Origin of the sequence: Paludibacterium sp. B53371 (genome assembly GCF_018802765.1) — a bacterium.
GTDB lineage: Bacteria > Pseudomonadota > Gammaproteobacteria > Burkholderiales > Chromobacteriaceae > Paludibacterium.
Window position 1 is genome coordinate 1,333,417 of record NZ_CP069163.1, and the last position, 17,167, is coordinate 1,350,583.

Annotated in this window: 8 protein-coding genes and 3 rRNA genes; 9 read left to right on the forward strand and 2 right to left on the reverse strand. The window is 58.7% G+C overall.

Translation table 11 applies throughout. The features are described 5' to 3' along the window. Positions 1–14 precede the first annotated feature (14 nt). From JNO51_RS06365 to rrf, 6 genes are all read left to right on the forward strand, one after another. A complete protein-coding gene (locus tag JNO51_RS06365) occupies positions 15–587 on the forward strand; it encodes a hypothetical protein (protein WP_215782176.1) in 573 nt (190 codons plus the stop codon). Positions 588–638: 51 nt separating this feature from the next. Then, on the forward strand, positions 639–986 hold the full coding sequence (locus JNO51_RS06370) for an STAS/SEC14 domain-containing protein (RefSeq protein ID WP_215782177.1): 348 nt from the start codon (positions 639–641) through the stop codon (positions 984–986). A gap of 126 nt (positions 987–1,112) precedes the next feature. Then, positions 1,113–3,413 carry a Tex family protein gene (locus tag JNO51_RS06375; RefSeq protein WP_215782178.1) on the forward strand — a complete coding sequence of 767 codons (2,301 nt, stop codon included), beginning with the start codon at positions 1,113–1,115 and terminating at the stop codon, positions 3,411–3,413. Between the two features lie 249 nt (positions 3,414–3,662). Beyond that, positions 3,663–5,200: ribosomal RNA gene (locus JNO51_RS06380) — 16S ribosomal RNA — on the forward strand. Between the two features lie 259 nt (positions 5,201–5,459). After that, positions 5,460–8,350, forward strand: a 23S ribosomal RNA gene (locus tag JNO51_RS06385). Between the two features lie 75 nt (positions 8,351–8,425). After that, positions 8,426–8,540, forward strand: a 5S ribosomal RNA gene (rrf, locus tag JNO51_RS06390). Together the 16S, 23S and 5S rRNA genes form the textbook arrangement of a ribosomal RNA operon. Before the next feature lie 124 nt (positions 8,541–8,664). Here rrf and JNO51_RS06395 read toward each other — a convergent pair. Both JNO51_RS06395 and JNO51_RS06400 read right to left on the reverse strand, forming a co-directional pair. Next, entirely contained in the window at positions 8,665–9,609 is a 945-nt protein-coding gene (locus JNO51_RS06395) for a GlxA family transcriptional regulator (protein WP_252346204.1), read from the reverse strand. 167 nt (positions 9,610–9,776) lie between these two features. Then, on the reverse strand, positions 9,777–10,541 hold the full coding sequence (locus JNO51_RS06400; protein ID WP_252346205.1) for a transporter substrate-binding domain-containing protein: 765 nt from the start codon (positions 10,539–10,541) through the stop codon (positions 9,777–9,779). Between the two features lie 290 nt (positions 10,542–10,831). On the opposite strand from JNO51_RS06400, the gene JNO51_RS06405 reads away from it, so the two are divergent. From JNO51_RS06405 to JNO51_RS06415, 3 genes are all read left to right on the forward strand, one after another. Continuing rightward, positions 10,832–15,643 (forward strand): NAD-glutamate dehydrogenase, encoded by a 4,812-nt coding sequence (locus JNO51_RS06405; RefSeq protein ID WP_215782181.1) that lies wholly within the window; start codon positions 10,832–10,834, stop codon positions 15,641–15,643. A gap of 395 nt (positions 15,644–16,038) precedes the next feature. Next, positions 16,039–16,449: a biopolymer transporter ExbD gene (locus tag JNO51_RS06410; RefSeq protein ID WP_215782182.1), complete on the forward strand. Its 411-nt coding sequence runs from the start codon at positions 16,039–16,041 to the stop codon at positions 16,447–16,449. Next, on the forward strand, positions 16,446–17,144 hold the full coding sequence (locus JNO51_RS06415) for an energy transducer TonB (RefSeq protein ID WP_215782183.1): 699 nt from the start codon (positions 16,446–16,448) through the stop codon (positions 17,142–17,144). Before JNO51_RS06410 ends, JNO51_RS06415 begins: the two co-directional genes overlap by 4 nt. Positions 17,145–17,167: the final 23 nt, after the last annotated feature.

Below are 17,167 nucleotides of genomic sequence, written 5' to 3' on the forward strand. Positions count from 1 at the left end.
TTTTTGTTGATCCAATGACCCGGTTTCTACGCTTTCTTCCTGTGCTGTTTTTGTCCGCAGCCCTGGCTGCGCCTCCCCTGACCCAGGCGGTACGGCCGGCGAATGTTGTCCAGGCAGTCACGACCTATACCGACCCTGTCAGTGCCATTCAGATGCAAGTTCCTGCTGGCTGGCGCGTCCGGGCCGAGACCTTCAACGGGGTGCGCCAGTTGCGTGTGGTGCCGCCCAAGGCCGACCAGCGGGAACGGGCGGCTATTGATGTGGTTGTGCGCCTGCGCCCCTGGCGACGTGGGGAGTCGCTCAGCGGCCTGGCTGCGTCATTCCGCAATCAGCGTGGCGACCGCGAGGCAGCACAGGTGGTGCGCTATCTGCCCAAGGCCGGCCGGCTGGTGCTGGACTACCGGGAAGGGCGCTATGTGTCGGGCCGTTTGTGGATCGTCCGGCGCAATCTGCATTTGTTCCAGCGCAAGGACCGTACCCGGGTGCTGGAGGCGCGCTGCGCCGCCAATGCGTCTGAATATAAAACCTATCGCAAGAGTCTGGAGCTGATCTGTTATTCGGCTCAGCTGACGCACGGCAAGTCATGATAAATTGCGACTAAAATGTAATTGCCGGATTGATTTTTGAGGAGCTGACTGATGATCTCTATTCGTGAACAGTCTTACGGACTGGATGTGGCGTTGTTCAACGAGTTCACCCTGGCCGATTTCAAGCTGTTCGAGGACGCGCTGCTCAAGCGCGCGGCGGAAATCGGTCATCCGCATGTCTTGCTCGACCTGTCCGAGCTGAAGGATTTCACCCTGGACATGGCGCTGGAAGAACTGCGCTTCGTGCGTGCCCATGAAAAGGACTTCGGCAAGGTGGCCGTGGTGGTCAGTGACGTCTGGATCAAGCTGGCGGCCCATCTGGCCGGCCTGGTTACCCGTGGTCATTCCGAGTACTTCGACAGTATCGAAGTGGCGCAAGCCTGGCTGAATGCCGCCTGATTCTTCGTCCGCTCATCCTGTCAGGGCCGGTTGCACCGGCCCTTTTGCTTTCTGCTGCCCGGCGGCTTGATTTTGTGCCGGAACCGGCTACAGTAACGCCTTCCCGTCAAACACAAGATATTGCCGATGTTGCCAAGTATCGCCAGCCGGATCGCGGCTGAACTGCAGGTTCGTGAACAACAGGTGGCCGCTACGGTCGAGCTGCTCGACGGCGGGGCCACCGTGCCGTTTATTGCCCGTTACCGCAAGGAAGTGACCGGCGGGCTTGATGATACCCAGTTGCGCAAGCTCGACGAGCGGCTGACCTATCTGCGCGAACTGGATGAGCGGCGCGAGGCCATCCTGCGCTCGATCAGCGAGCAGGAAAAGCTCACCCCCGCGCTGCAGCAGGCCATTCTGGCTGCCGACAACAAGACCACACTGGAAGATTTGTATCTGCCCTACAAGCCGAAACGGCGAACCAAGGCGCAGATAGCGCGCGAGGCCGGGCTGCAGCCGCTGGCCGACGCTTTGCTGTCCGACCCCGGTCTGGTGCCGGAAGAGGTGGCGCAGTCCTATGTCGATGACGCCCGGGGCGTGGCAGATGGCAAGGCGGCGCTGGACGGTGCGCGCGCCATTCTGATTGAAACCTTCGCCGAGGATGCCGGCCTGCTGGGCTTCCTGCGTGAAAAGCTATGGCGTGAGGGGGAACTGGCGGCCGTGGTGGTGCCCGGCAAGGAGAGCGAGGGCGCCAAGTTCTCGGATTACTTCAATCACCGCGAAGCCTTGCATGCCATGCCCTCGCATCGCGCCCTGGCGCTGCTGCGCGGTCGCAATGAGGGCGTTCTGCAGTTGGCGCTCAAATATCAGCCGGACGATGTGCCGCTGACCGAGCGCAGTGCCTACGAACGCCAGATGGCTGAGCATTTCGGCATCGCCGACAAGGGGCGCCCTGCCGACAAGTGGCTGCTGGATTCGGTGCGGCTCTGCTGGCGTGCCAGAGTGTTGCTGTCGCTGGAGCTTGAGCTGATGGCACGTGTCAAGGAAGCGGCCGAGTCGGAGGCCATCAGGGTGTTTGCCGGCAATCTGCGCGATCTGTTGCTGGCGGCGCCGGCAGGACGGCGGACCACCATCGGGCTGGACCCCGGTTTGCGCACCGGTGTGAAGGTTGCCGTGGTCGACGATACCGGCAAGTTGCTCGAGACCGCGACAATTTATCCGCATGCGCCGCGCAATGACTGGGATCGTTCCGTTGCCACGCTGGCACAGCTGGCACAGCGACACCGGGCCGAGCTGGTTGCCATCGGCAACGGTACCGCCAGCCGGGAAACCGACAAGCTGGCGCAGGACCTGATTCGCCTGCATCCGCAACTGGGCCTTACCCGGGTGATGGTCTCCGAGGCGGGGGCGTCGGTGTATTCCGCCTCCGAGCTGGCAGCCAACGAATTTCCGGATCTTGACGTCAGTCTGCGTGGCGCGGTGTCGATTGCCCGTCGTCTGCAGGATCCGCTGGCCGAGCTGGTCAAGATTGATCCGAAGTCGATCGGGGTGGGGCAGTATCAGCACGACGTCCATCAGGGCCAGCTGGCGCGTTCGCTGGATGGTGTGGTGGAAGACTGCGTCAACGCCGTCGGCGTGGATGTGAACACCGCTTCGGTGCCGCTGCTGACCCGCGTGTCCGGTCTGAACCAGACGCTGGCCGGCAATATCGTCGCCTATCGCAACCAGTACGGTGCCTTCCGTTCGCGCAGCGAGTTGCGCAAGGTGCCCCGCCTGGGAGACAAGACCTTTGAACAGGCCGCCGGCTTCCTGCGCGTCATGGATGGCGATAATCCGCTGGATCGCTCTGCCGTTCACCCGGAGGCTTATCCGGTGGTCGAGAAAATCGTCGCGCGCTGCGGGCGTGAGGTGCGTGGCCTGATTGGCGACAGCGCCTTCCTGCGTTCCGTCCGGCCGATGGACTATGTGGACGAGCGTTTCGGTCTGCCGACGGTGGTGGATATTCTGAAGGAGCTGGACAAGCCGGGGCGCGATCCGCGTCCTGAGTTCCGCACTGCCACCTTCCAGGACGGCGTGGAGTCTCTGTCCGATCTGCTGCCGGGCATGCTGCTGGAAGGCGTGGTGACCAACGTCACCAATTTCGGTGCTTTTGTGGATATCGGTGTCCATCAGGACGGGCTGGTGCATATCTCGGCGCTGTCGTCGCGCTACGTTGAGGACCCGCGCACGGTGGTCAAGGCCGGCGATGTGGTCAAGGTGAAGGTGCTGGAGGTGGATGTGCCGCGCAAGCGCATCGCCCTGACCATGCGTCTGGATGATCCGGCCGGTGCCGGCCGCAGCGCTGGGCGCAGTACGGCAGAGCCGAAGGCCCGGTCGCGCCAGGCGCCGTCCGCCGCGGCCGCGGGTGATACCGCCATGGCGGCTGCGTTTGCACGTCTGAAGAAATAGCATTCACGCGACTGTACAGAGGCGGATTCTGAAAATAATGCGGGAAAGGACTTGACCTGTGTTTCCCGTCTCTGTATAGTTCGCCTCCTCGCTGCAGCAACAACGCAGCACCGCTCTTTAACAAAACGAACAACCGATAGGTGTGAGTGCCGGGAGAGACCGACACTTGCACTGCAAGAGACAGAAAAAAACCTTACGGGGTTCTTTTGAAGTCCTTGCGTGCCAGATAGTACGAAAAGCATAGAGATTGAACTGAAGAGTTTGATCCTGGCTCAGATTGAACGCTGGCGGCATGCTTTACACATGCAAGTCGAACGGCAGCACGGGAGCTTGCTCCTGGTGGCGAGTGGCGAACGGGTGAGTAATGCGTCGGAACGTGCCGAGTAATGGGGGATAACGCAGCGAAAGTTGTGCTAATACCGCATACGCTCTGAGGAGGAAAGCGGGGGACCTTCGGGCCTCGCGTTATTCGAGCGGCCGACGTCTGATTAGCTAGTTGGTGGGGTAAAGGCCCACCAAGGCGACGATCAGTAGCGGGTCTGAGAGGATGATCCGCCACACTGGGACTGAGACACGGCCCAGACTCCTACGGGAGGCAGCAGTGGGGAATTTTGGACAATGGGGGCAACCCTGATCCAGCCATGCCGCGTGTCTGAAGAAGGCCTTCGGGTTGTAAAGGACTTTTGTCAGGGAGCAAATCCTGCTTGTGAATAATGAGCGGGGATGAGAGTACCTGAAGAATAAGCACCGGCTAACTACGTGCCAGCAGCCGCGGTAATACGTAGGGTGCAAGCGTTAATCGGAATTACTGGGCGTAAAGCGTGCGCAGGCGGTTTTGCAAGTCTGATGTGAAAGCCCCGGGCTCAACCTGGGAACGGCATTGGAGACTGCAAGGCTAGAGTGCGTCAGAGGGGGGTAGAATTCCACGTGTAGCAGTGAAATGCGTAGAGATGTGGAGGAATACCGATGGCGAAGGCAGCCCCCTGGGATGACACTGACGCTCATGCACGAAAGCGTGGGGAGCAAACAGGATTAGATACCCTGGTAGTCCACGCCCTAAACGATGTCAACTAGCTGTTGGGGGTTTGAATCCTTGGTAGCGTAGCTAACGCGAGAAGTTGACCGCCTGGGGAGTACGGCCGCAAGGTTAAAACTCAAAGGAATTGACGGGGACCCGCACAAGCGGTGGATGATGTGGATTAATTCGATGCAACGCGAAAAACCTTACCTGCTCTTGACATGTACCGAAGCCCGAAGAGATTTGGGTGTGCCCGAAAGGGAGCGGTAACACAGGTGCTGCATGGCTGTCGTCAGCTCGTGTCGTGAGATGTTGGGTTAAGTCCCGCAACGAGCGCAACCCTTGTCATTAGTTGCCATCATTAAGTTGGGCACTCTAATGAGACTGCCGGTGACAAACCGGAGGAAGGTGGGGATGACGTCAAGTCCTCATGGCCCTTATGAGCAGGGCTTCACACGTCATACAATGGTCGGTACAGAGGGTCGCGAAGCCGCGAGGTGGAGCCAATCTCAAAAAACCGATCGTAGTCCGGATCGCACTCTGCAACTCGAGTGCGTGAAGTCGGAATCGCTAGTAATCGCAGATCAGCATGCTGCGGTGAATACGTTCCCGGGTCTTGTACACACCGCCCGTCACACCATGGGAGTGGGGGATACCAGAAGTGGGTAGGCTAACCGCAAGGAGGCCGCTTACCACGGTATGCTTCATGACTGGGGTGAAGTCGTAACAAGGTAGCCGTAGGGGAACCTGCGGCTGGATCACCTCCTTTCTAGAGAAAGTCGATCCTGGTACTCACAGCCTATCGGTTGTTCAGCGAGTGGAATGGTAATCAGAGGGCCTGAGGGGTCTTGTGATTAGCGTTTCAAACGCATTGATCTTTAACAAACTGAAGAAGCCGAATACAAAATTGATTCTGAGCCAGGATGGTTTCATCCTCGTTTGGATTCAACTTTGGGTAATTGTATGTATCGACGTTTTGCCGGTAGAGGTATCGGCAAGGCGAGTGCGCAAGGCCCTTGAAATGATAGGGTCAAGCGAGTAAGTGCATCTGGTGGATGCCTTGGCGATCATAGGCGATGAAGGACGTGTAAGCCTGCGAAAAGCGCGGGGGAGCTGGCAATAGAGCTTTGATCCCGCGATGTCCGAATGGGGAAACCCGGCCCTTAGGGGTCACTCCCACCTGAACACATAGGGTGGGTAGAGCGAACGCGGAGAACTGAAACATCTAAGTACCCGCAGGAAAAGAAATCAACCGAGATTCCGTGAGTAGTGGTGAGCGAAAATGGAAGAGCCTGTACGTTTTAGCCGTTGAGTTAGTGGAAGAGTCTGGAAAGGCTCGCCATAGTGGGTGATAGCCCCGTACACGAAAACTGAATGGTGGCACTGAGCGTACGACAAGTAGGGCGGGACACGAGAAATCCTGTCTGAAGATGGGGGGACCATCCTCCAAGGCTAAATACTCATGATCGACCGATAGTGAACCAGTACCGTGAGGGAAAGGCGAAAAGAACCCCGGGAGGGGAGTGAAATAGAACCTGAAACCGGATGCATACAAACAGTGGGAGCCTCGCAAGGGGTGACTGCGTACCTTTTGTATAATGGGTCAGCGACTTACGTTCAGTAGCGAGCTTAACCGAATAGGGGAGGCGTAGCGAAAGCGAGTCCGAATAGGGCGCTTCAGTTGCTGGGCGTAGACCCGAAACCGAGTGATCTATCCATGGCCAGGATGAAGGTGCGGTAACACGCACTGGAGGTCCGAACCCACTAATGTTGCAAAATTAGGGGATGAGCTGTGGATAGGGGTGAAAGGCTAAACAAACTCGGAGATAGCTGGTTCTCCCCGAAAACTATTTAGGTAGTGCCTCATGTATCACTTCCGGGGGTAAAGCACTGTTATGGCTAGGGGGTCATTGCGACTTACCAACCCATGGCAAACTCTGAATACCGGAAAGTGCGAGCATGGGAGACAGACGGTGGGTGCTAACGTCCATCGTCAAGAGGGAAACAACCCAGACCGCCAGCTAAGGTCCCAAATGATCAGTTAAGTGGTAAACGAAGTGGGAAGGCCCAGACAGCCAGGATGTTGGCTTAGAAGCAGCCATCATTTAAAGAAAGCGTAATAGCTCACTGGTCGAGTCGTCCTGCGCGGAAGATGTAACGGGGCTCAAACTGATAACCGAAGCTGCGGATTTGCACGCGAGTGCAAGTGGTAGGGGAGCGTTCTGTAGGTCTGTGAAGGTGTGTCGAAAGGCATGCTGGAGATATCAGAAGTGCGAATGCTGACATGAGTAGCGATAAAGCGGGTGAAAAGCCCGCTCACCGAAAGCCCAAGGTTTCCTACGCAACGTTCATCGGCGTAGGGTGAGTCGGCCCCTAAGGCGAGGCAGAAATGCGTAGTCGATGGGAAACTGGTTAACATTCCAGTACTTTCATACAGTGCGATGGGGGGACGGAGAAGGTTAGGTCAGCCAACTGTTGGAATAGTTGGTTCAAGCTGGTAGGCGGGACACGCAGGCAAATCCACGTGTTCGTTAACGCCGAGAAGTGATAACGAGGGTCTACGGACCTGAAGTGACTGATACCCTGCTTCCAGGAAAAGCCTCTAAGCTTCAGCTGTATGAGAACCGTACCGCAAACCGACACAGGTGGGCAGGAAGAAAATTCTAAGGTGCTTGAGAGAACTCAGGAGAAGGAACTCGGCAAATTGATACCGTAACTTCGGGAGAAGGTATGCCTCTTAGGGTGTAGGACTTCGCGTCCGAAGCTTTGAGAGGTCGCAGAGAATCGGTGGCTGCGACTGTTTATCAAAAACACAGCACTGTGCCAACACGAAAGTGGACGTATACGGTGTGACGCCTGCCCGGTGCCGGAAGGTTAAGTGATGGGGTGCAAGCTCTTGATCGAAGCCCCGGTAAACGGCGGCCGTAACTATAACGGTCCTAAGGTAGCGAAATTCCTTGTCGGGTAAGTTCCGACCCGCACGAATGGCGTAACGATGGCCACACTGTCTCCTCCTGAGACTCAGCGAAGTTGAAATGTTTGTGAAGATGCAATCTACCCGCTGCTAGACGGAAAGACCCCGTGAACCTTTACTGTAGCTTTGCATGGGACTTTGAACAGACTTGTGTAGGATAGGTGGGAGGCTATGAAGCGTGAACGCTAGTTTGCGTGGAGCCGTCCTTGAAATACCACCCTGGTGTGTTTGAGGTTCTAACCTAGGTCCGTGATCCGGATCGGGGACAGTGCATGGTAGGCAGTTTGACTGGGGCGGTCTCCTCCCAAAGTGTAACGGAGGAGTTCGAAGGTCACCTAGGTACGGTCGGAAATCGTGCTGATAGTGCAATGGCAAAAGGTGGCTTAACTGCGAGACCGACAAGTCGAGCAGGTGCGAAAGCAGGACATAGTGATCCGGTGGTTCTGAATGGAAGGGCCATCGCTCAACGGATAAAAGGTACTCCGGGGATAACAGGCTGATTCCGCCCAAGAGTTCACATCGACGGCGGAGTTTGGCACCTCGATGTCGGCTCATCACATCCTGGGGCTGTAGCCGGTCCCAAGGGTATGGCTGTTCGCCATTTAAAGTGGTACGCGAGCTGGGTTCAAAACGTCGTGAGACAGTTTGGTCCCTATCTGCAGTGGGCGTTGGAAGTTTGACGGGGGCTGCTCCTAGTACGAGAGGACCGGAGTGGACGAACCTCTGGTGTACCGGTTGTCACGCCAGTGGCATCGCCGGGTAGCTAAGTTCGGAAGAGATAACCGCTGAAAGCATCTAAGCGGGAAACTCGCCTGAAGATGAGACTTCCCTGAGGGCTAGACCCTCCTGAAGAGTCGTTCGAGACCAGGACGTTGATAGGTCGGGTGTGGAAGCGCTGTGAGGCGTGAAGCTAACCGATACTAATGGCTCGTGAGGCTTGATCCTATCATTTGATGGGCTTTGTGCCCGATACATACGAATTCAAACCAAACGGCTTCTGCAGTTTGTAGACAGTTTATGTCTGGCGGCCATAGCGAGGTGGTCCCACGCCTTCCCATCCCGAACAGGACCGTGAAACGCCTTAGCGCCGATGATAGTGCGGCATTCGCCGTGTGAAAGTAGGACACTGCCAGACTCCCCATGCAAAGCCCAGACCTTCAGGTCTGGGCTTTTTGCTTTGTGGTGCCGCAGGAGGCGCGATAAGCAAAAGCCCGGATCGATGATCCGGGCTTTGTGGTGTGTCGCTTCCCGCCGCGGCGTCAGGACTGGGCTTGCGGCTGAGTGCGCTGGGCGCGCTCTTCACGCGGCGTGATGCCGAAATGGTTGCGATAAGTGCTGGAGAAGTGCGGGCCGCTGGAGAAGCCGCAGGCCAGGCTGATCTGAACGATGGACTTGGAGGTCTGCTGCAACAATTGCCGCGCACGATTCAGCCGCAATTCCAGATAGTACTTGGACGGGACGGTGCTGAGGTACTGTTTGAACAGCCGCTCGAGCTGTCGGCGTGATACCCCGACGTAATAGGCGATGTCATCGGTGGACAGCGGCTCTTCGATATTCGCTTCCATCAGGCTAACCGCCTCGGTCAGCTTGGGCTGGCTGCCGCCGATGCGGGTGGCCAGCGGGATGCGCTGACGCTCGTTCCCTGGCCGGGTGCGCTCCATGATGAAGACTTCAGACAGGCGAGAGCCAAACTCGTGGCCTTGCTGGGCTTCGATCAGCGACAGGGTGAAATCCATGGTGGCTACCCCGCCCGCGCAGGTCATGACCGCGCCGTCTGCTTCGTAGAGGTTGGACGAGACCACGACCTCGGGGAAGTCTTCGGTGAACTGATTCACTTCCTGCCAGTGAATCGTGGCACGCTGCTGGTTCAGCATGCCGGCGCGGGCCAGCCAGTAACTGGCGCAACCGATGCCGGCCAGTTGCATCTTTTCCAGGTTCTGGGCGTGAATGCCGCGCGAGAGCTCGTCAACGTTGACATCGCTGGAGATGTCGCCGCCGAAGATCAGCAGGCCATCCAGGCGCGGGCTGTAGCCAAGCGGCAGATCGACGGCGTATTGCAGTCCGTTGCTCAGGGCCACCGGCGTGCCGTCCAGTGACAAGGTCAGAAACTCGTAGATCTTCTTCTCTGCCAATTGATTGGCACGCGTCAGGACTTCGCAGGCCATGGCAAAGTCAGCCATCGAGGCATGTGGCAGCAGAAGCATGCCATATCTGAGTGGTTTAACTGCTTGCGGTTGGAGACCCATATCTTCCGTAAGTAAGTAAACGGCCCGCTGTCTCAATGACAAAAAGCTGGTATGCCGCATTAATAACGCTAGATGTGTATTGTACGATCATTTGACACTTTACGAGCAAGATTAGTACCGCCGCGTCAGCGCTCGTTGCCGTAAATGTCAAAGTGAAAGTATTTGCTGGCAATCCGCTGGTATTCGCCGCTGGCGCGCAGATCGGTGATGGCCTGATTCAGACGCTGCTGCAGCGGGACATCGCCCTTGCGCACCGCGATACCGGCCCCCTCGCCAAAGTAGCGCGGATCATCATACTGCGGCCCGGCAAAGGCAAAGCCGCGCCCTTGCGCGGTCGAGAGGAAAGACTGTTCGCCGACCACATTGTCGACGAAGACGGCCGCCAGTTTGCCGCGCACCAGATCATTGAAGGCCGCCGTAATCTTGTCATAGGCGGTGATGCGTGCACCGGCCTTGCCCCAGTAGTCCTGGGCGAAGGCGGCCTGGGTGGATCCGCGCAGCACCCCGATGGCCTGGCCCTGGAAGCTGTGCTGCGACACCTTGCTGCCCGCGCGCGTAATGATGCGGCTGGCAATGTGATAGTAGCGGCGGCTGAAGCTGAGGGACTGACGCCGTTCCGGCGTGATCTGCATCGACGACAGAATGGCATCGAATTTGCCGAGATAGAGCGCCTTGGTCAGGCCATCCCAGTCCTGTGGCACGATGCGGCAGTCCGTCTGCAGGTCGCGGCAAATGGCGCGTGCCATGTCGGCATCAAAGCCCTGTGGCTGGCCATCGCTGTCCTGCCATGAGAAAGGCGGGTAATTGAGATCCATGCCGAAACGCAAGGTTTCTGCATGGAGCAGGGTGGGCAGGCTCAGGGTGATGAGCCACAAGACTTTCCATCGCATGTTCATGAGCCCTGGAGCGCCGCCTGGCAGCTATTGCAGGATGCCGACAGTTTATCAGCTTGCTCCACCCTTAGGAAAAGGTATTAAATGCGCAGGGCAACTGCTGTTTTTTCCAGACGAATGTTTCTGCATGGTTGTGTGTTTTTTCTGATGCAGCAGCAGCTATATTGGTCTGGTGACAAACGACAGTTCAGGTGATGCCTCCCTTTCCACCTGCGGTGACGACAGGACTCCGGCAGAGAGCCGTCGCATCGTTTCGGGCATCAGAGTGCTAACAACAAGAGAAACCTATGTCCCTGACCAATAAAACCGAATTGGCAAGTCTGATTGCGGATATTCAGTCCGTGGCCAAAAGCAAGTTGTCGGCCAAAGAAGCCGACCGGCATGTCTCCTTTTTCCCGGTCTATTTCGAAGGCGCCGAGCATGGCGACCTGAGTCGTTTTTCTTCGCTGGATCTGTTCGGCGCCGCGATGGCACATCACGATTTCGCCCGCAAGCGGGCGGTCGGCCAGCACAAGATCCGCATCTATAACCCGGAATTCGAGCGGGATGGCTGGCAGTCCACGCACTCGGTCATCGAGATGGTGACGGATGACATGCCGTTCCTGATTGATTCGCTGGCACTGTTTCTCGCCCGCAACAATCTGAACCTGCACCTGCTGGTTCACCCCGTGCTGGCCGTACGCCGCGATCAGGCGGGCAGCCTGCAGGAAGTGCAGCGCACCGGCGAGGGCGATGCCCTGCGTGAGTCCTATATTCATGTGCAGATCGACCGCGTGAGCGACCATGCGGTGATGCAGGCCTTGCAGGATGAGCTGTACCGGGTCATTGCCGATATTCGCCTGGTGGTCAGCGACGAGCCGAAAATGCGCGCCGCGCTGGCAGAAATCGGCAAGGACCTGGCCAAAATCAAGGGCGCCCGGGCCTCCGAGGCGCGCGAAGCCATCGAATTCCTGCAGTGGACGGCCGACAATCACTTCCTGTTCATGGGGTACTGCGACTATGACCTGGTCAAGCGCGGCGGCAAGGACAGCCTGAAGATCGTCAAGGGCAGCGGGCTCGGTATCCTGCAGGATCAGGGGGACAAAGAGTATTCCGCCAGTTTCGAGCAATTGCCGCAGGAGTTGCGCGAGCTGGCACATTTGCCGCAGCTGATCATTCTCAACAAGTCCCAGACCCGCTCCATCATCCACCGCTCGGCCTATGTCGACTTCATCGGCATCAAGCGCTTTGACAGCAAGGGGGCGGTGATCGGCGAGCGGCGTTTCCTGGGGCTGTATACCGCGCGTGCCTACCAGGTGTCGCCGAAGAACATCCCCATCCTGCGGCAGAAGGTCGAGGCTGTGATCCGCAATTGCGATTACGTTGAGAACAGCTACAAGGCCAAGACGCTGAATTTCGTGCTGGAAAGCTATCCGCGAGACGAGCTGTTCGAAATTCCGGCCGAGACCCTGGCGCCGATTGCCGAGGGCATCGTCAATCTGCAGGAGCGGCCGCGGGTGCGCCTGTTCGTGCGAACCGATCGCTACCATCGCTACGTCAGCTGCCTGGTCTATGTGCCGCGCGACAGCTTCAGCACGGAAGTGCGTCTGAAGATCGAGCGGGTGCTGCTCAATGCCTTCCACGGCAATTCGACCGAATTCAGTGTGCAGATCGGTGATGCCATGCTGGCGCGGGTGCATTACATCATCCGTACCAATGCCGCGCATTTGCCGGCTTTCCGCGAGGCCGAGATCGAGGCCGAAATCGAGCGCCTGGTAAGAGGCTGGACTGAGGAGCTGCATCAGCAACTGATCGAGGCGCATGGCGAGGAAGAGGGCAATCGCCTGTTCAATGGCTACAAGCAGGCCTTCCCCCTGTCGTACCGCGAAGAGTTTGCCGTGCGCAATGCGGTGCTGGATATCCAGTACCTGGAAGGCGTTTCCGCGGAACAGCCTCTGGCCATGAAGCTGTACCGGCCTTTCCATCGCAATGCCGAAGATTTCAACCTCAAGCTGTTCAGCTACGGAGAGGCGTTGGGGCTGTCCGCCAGCCTGCCGATTCTGGAAAACATGGGCGTGCGCGTGCGTGACGAGCACCCCTATGGCGTGCGCCGCGCCGATGGCACCACGGTCTGGATCAGTGACTTCGGCCTCGATCTGGGCGGGGCTTTTGAGCAACTGCTGCGTGAAGAGGTGCAGCAGGATTTTCAGGAATTGCTCAGCCAGGTGTTTGCCCGTCGCTGCGAAAACGACGGTTTCAATCGTCTGACCCTGGTGGCCGGGCTCAACTGGCGCGAAATTTCGCTGGTACGCGCGCTGGCCAAGTATCTGCGTCAGGCTGGTCTGACCTTCAGCCAGGCCTATATCGAGCAGTGTGTCACCAATTATCCGGAGATCAGCCGTGAGCTGGTGCAGCTGTTTGCCGCCCGTCTCGACCCGCAGCATGCCGATCTCAAGCGTGCCGCCGAGCTGGAGGAGCGCCTGCACGAGCGCCTGGACCTGGTGGCCAACCTGGATGAGGATCGTATTCTCAATGGTCTGCTGACCGTGGTGCTGGCGACGCGCCGGACCAATTTCTGGCAGCTCGACAGCGAGGGGCAGCCCAAGTCCTATATCTCGTTCAAGCTGCAGTCCGGTGCCATCGCTTTCCTGCCGCAACCCCGTCCGATGTTCGAGATCTGGGTCTACAGTCCGCGCGTAGAAGGCGTACACCTGCGTGGTTCGCGCGTCGCACGTGGCGGTCTGCGCTGGTCGGACCGCATGGAAGACTTCCGCACCGAGGTGCTGGGGCTGGTCAAGGCGCAGCAGGTGAAGAACTCGGTGATTGTGCCGATGGGCTCGAAGGGCGGTTTCGTCTGCAAGCAGCTTCCCCCGCCTTCCGACCGCGAGGCCTGGATGGCCGAGGGCATTGCCTGCTACCGCATCTTCATTTCGGCGTTGCTGGATCTGACAGACAATCTGGTCAATGGCGCCATCGTGCCGCCGCCTTCGGTACGACGTCTGGATGAAGATGATCCCTATCTGGTGGTCGCCGCCGACAAGGGCACGGCCACCTTCTCGGACATTGCCAACAGTGTGTCCCAGGCCTATGGCTTCTGGCTGGGCGATGCCTTTGCTTCCGGCGGCTCGGCCGGTTATGACCACAAGAAGATGGGCATTACCGCGCGGGGGGCCTGGGAGTCGGTCAAGCGACATTTCCGCCATCTCGGCCTGAATACTCAGGAGCAGGACTTTACCGTCATCGGGATCGGTGACATGGCGGGTGACGTCTTCGGCAACGGCATGCTGCTGTCGAAGCATATCCGGCTCAAGGCGGCATTCAACCACCTGCATATTTTCCTCGACCCCAATCCGGACGCCGCCAAGAGCTTTGCCGAGCGGCAGCGTCTGTTTGATCTGCCGCGTTCCAGCTGGGCCGATTACGATGCCAAGCTGATTTCCAGGGGAGGCGGCGTGTTCGAGCGCTCGGCCAAGTCCATCCCGCTGTCGCCGGAGGTGCGTGCCTGGCTGGGGGTGGAGGAGGAGCATCTGGCGCCCAACGAGCTGATCCGCGCCATCCTGACGGCAGAGGCCGATCTGCTCTATAACGGCGGCATTGGTACTTACTTCAAGGCGAGCAGTGAAAGCCATGCCGATGCGCATGACCGCGCCAACGACGGCCTGCGCGTCAACGCCTGCGACCTCAAGGTCAAGGTGCTGGCGGAGGGCGGTAATCTGGGCTGCACCCAGAAGGGGCGGATCGAGTTTGCCCTGAAGGGCGGGCTCAATTGCTCGGATGCCATCGACAACTCGGCCGGGGTGGACTGCTCGGACCATGAGGTGAACATCAAGATTCTGCTGGGCGCTGTCATGCAGGCCGGTGACATGACGCTCAAACAGCGCAATGCGTTGCTGGCCGAGATGACCGAGGAGGTCGGCGAGCTGGTGCTGCGCAACAACTATCTGCAGACCGAGCTGCTGGCCATTAAGCGTCAGGAAGCGGCCTCGATGCTGTCGACCCACGCCCGCCTGATCCACCATCTGGAAAAAACCGGTGAGCTCAATCGCGAGCTGGAGTTCCTGCCGAACGACACCCAGATCAACGAGCGCCGTCTGGCCCGTCAGGGGCTGACCATGCCGGAGGTTGGTGTGTTGCTGGCCTATAGCAAGATCTCGCTGGATCAGGCCTTGCTGGCCAGTGATCTGCCGGATGATCCTGACTTTCTGCCGGTTCTGGTGAATTACTTCCCCAAGGCGCTGCAGAAGAAATTCCGCACCCAGATGGAGCGTCATCACCTCAAGCGCGAGATCATTGCCAATCAATTGGCCAACCAGATCGTCAACCGCATGGGGACCACCTTCGTGTTCCGTCTGCAGGAAGAGTCACCGTTCTCTGCAGCCGAAATCGCCCGTGCCTGGTGGATTGCCAGTCGGGTCTTCGATGCCGAGTCGCTGTGGCAGCGTATCGAGTCGCTGGATAACCGTGTGCCGGCCGATCGTCAGATGACGATGATGGTGCTGGTGCGCACGCTGGTCGAGCGGGTGACGCGCTGGGTGCTGCGCAATCTGCGCCCGGTCGGCTCGGTCGAAAAACAGGTGGCCCGCTATGCCGACAAGGTCGGTGCTCTGCTTGCCCTGCTGCCCGACTTGATCGGCTCCATGCAGTATCCGGTGGTGGCAGACTGGGAGGCGCGACTGAACCTGCCGAATGTGCCGCAGGATCTGGCGCGGGTGCTGGCTCGGCTCGAGTTCGCCGTGTCGCTGATGGATATCCTCGAGCTGGCAGAAACGGCCAAGGTGAGCCCGGAGGTGGTGGCACGCAATTACTATCGACTGGCGGCCGATCTTCAGCTCGACTGGCTGCGTGATGCCATTACCGGCCTGCCGCGTGATAACCGCTGGCAGTCGCTGGCACGCTCGGCCTTGCGCGATGATCTGTATCGCATGCAGCGTTCCCTGACCAGCCAGGCACTGGCCGATGCCGGAGACAATCAGGCCTTTGCCGGGCAGTGGCTGGCCAAGCGGGCTCAGCACGTGGAGATCTGCCAGCAGATGTTTGCCGAACTGCAGGCCTTCGAGACGCTGGATCTGGCGATGTTGTCTGCCGGCATGCGGGAGTTGAGCAATCACATGTTGGCCTGAGTTTTTTGGTCCGCGGAAACGCGCACTTCGGTGCGCGTTTTTTTTTTGCCACAACAGTGACAATGTCATTGAAAATTTGGAAATGCCCGCTTATTGAAATGAATTAAAGATGACGGTTTCTAGAAAAATTAACAAAGTAATGAGTTTGTGTGTGCTCATGACGCTGGCGTGCCGGTTGTTTGCGGGGGAGGGCTTTCTGGGAAAAGCCATGAATAATCAGTGATCTGATGCGCGGTGCTGTCAGGATGTACCTGGGCGCGCGGCCCTGGCGGCGGGTATTTTTCCATTCGGACATTCATTGTGAATGGAAATGCCTTATTAATATATATTTCTCATAAGTGTAAGTTGCGGCATGTATCTTCGCCTCGAGCCAATATTGTTTGAGGTGAAAGTGCATGTACTTCCTCGATGAAGAGCCGCGCAAAAAGGCGCGGATCGAAATCATTCCCATGATCGATGTCATGATGTTCCTGCTGGTCTTTTTCGTCCTGATCAGCCTGAATGTCATTCCGTCGACCGGCCTGACGACCCAGTTGCCTTCTTCGCGCAATGCCGCCCAGTCCACGGCCATCAAGCCTGCTGTCGTCACCGTCTCCGCCACGGGCGCAGTACAGCTCAATGGCAAGGATATTGCGCCGGGGGCCCTGTCCGCCGGACTGAAGGCCCTGCAGCAGCCGGGTCAGTCCCTGTCCGTGGTCCTCAAGAGCGATGACGCCGCCCGTGTGCAGCAGATGGTCGATGTCATGGACCTGGTGCGTGACAGCGGTGTCAGCCAGATTTCCATCGCAGCAAAGAAAAAGTCATGAGCAGCCAGCTGGTCTACGACAGCGCGGCCGACCAGCGCCGTGAGGCGCTGGCCGCCCTGGTTGCGGCCCTGGTCATGGCGGGCCTGTATGGCCTGGCGCATCTGGCACCGCTGCCGCATTTCCATCAGGAAAAGCAGGCGATTGCCATTGAGCTGCAGCCTGCGCCGCCCGAGCCACAACCTGCGCCGCCGATGCCGCAAGCTCAGGCACCTGCGCCCGTTGCCCAGCCACAGCCTGTGCTGCGGCAGGCGGTCAGCAAGCCGCAGCCTGCACCCAGCCCGATCCCGCAACCCAGTGCCGTGCCCGCGGCACCCAGCCGCACTGTGACCACACCGAGCCCGGTACCGAGTCCGGTGCGGGCGGCCGAGCCGGCCCCCAAAGCCAATGTCAGCGCCGATCGTGAGTTCGAAGCCAAGGTGCGTGCCTATATCGAGCGGCAGAAGAGCTATCCGACTGGGCGTGAAGTGGCCATCGAGAAGCCCGAGGGCACCGTGCACGCCTGTGTCGAACTGGGGCGTGACGGGGGGGTACGCAATGTGTCCGTTCAGCAGGGATCCGGTTTTGCCTCGCTGGACAAGGCAGCGCAGCGTCTGCTCAACACGATTTCCTATCCGGCCTTTCCGGAAGGGACCTTCAGTGGCGATACCAGCCATGTGTTTTGTACCCGGCTCAAGTACGAGCCGCCAACCAACTGATCCACCGCTTGATTTGTGCAGAG

Coding starts and splice junctions, on each gene's coding strand:
- JNO51_RS06365 (WP_215782176.1), top strand. CDS start 15: ATGACCCGGTTTCTACGCTTTCTTCCTGTGCTGTTTTTGTCCGCAGCC.
- JNO51_RS06370 (WP_215782177.1), top strand. CDS start 639: ATGATCTCTATTCGTGAACAGTCTTACGGACTGGATGTGGCGTTGTTC.
- JNO51_RS06375 (WP_215782178.1), top strand. CDS start 1,113: ATGTTGCCAAGTATCGCCAGCCGGATCGCGGCTGAACTGCAGGTTCGT.
- JNO51_RS06395 (WP_252346204.1), bottom strand. CDS start 9,609: ATGCTTCTGCTGCCACATGCCTCGATGGCTGACTTTGCCATGGCCTGC.
- JNO51_RS06400 (WP_252346205.1), bottom strand. CDS start 10,541: ATGCGATGGAAAGTCTTGTGGCTCATCACCCTGAGCCTGCCCACCCTG.
- JNO51_RS06405 (WP_215782181.1), top strand. CDS start 10,832: ATGTCCCTGACCAATAAAACCGAATTGGCAAGTCTGATTGCGGATATT.
- JNO51_RS06410 (WP_215782182.1), top strand. CDS start 16,039: ATGTACTTCCTCGATGAAGAGCCGCGCAAAAAGGCGCGGATCGAAATC.
- JNO51_RS06415 (WP_215782183.1), top strand. CDS start 16,446: ATGAGCAGCCAGCTGGTCTACGACAGCGCGGCCGACCAGCGCCGTGAG.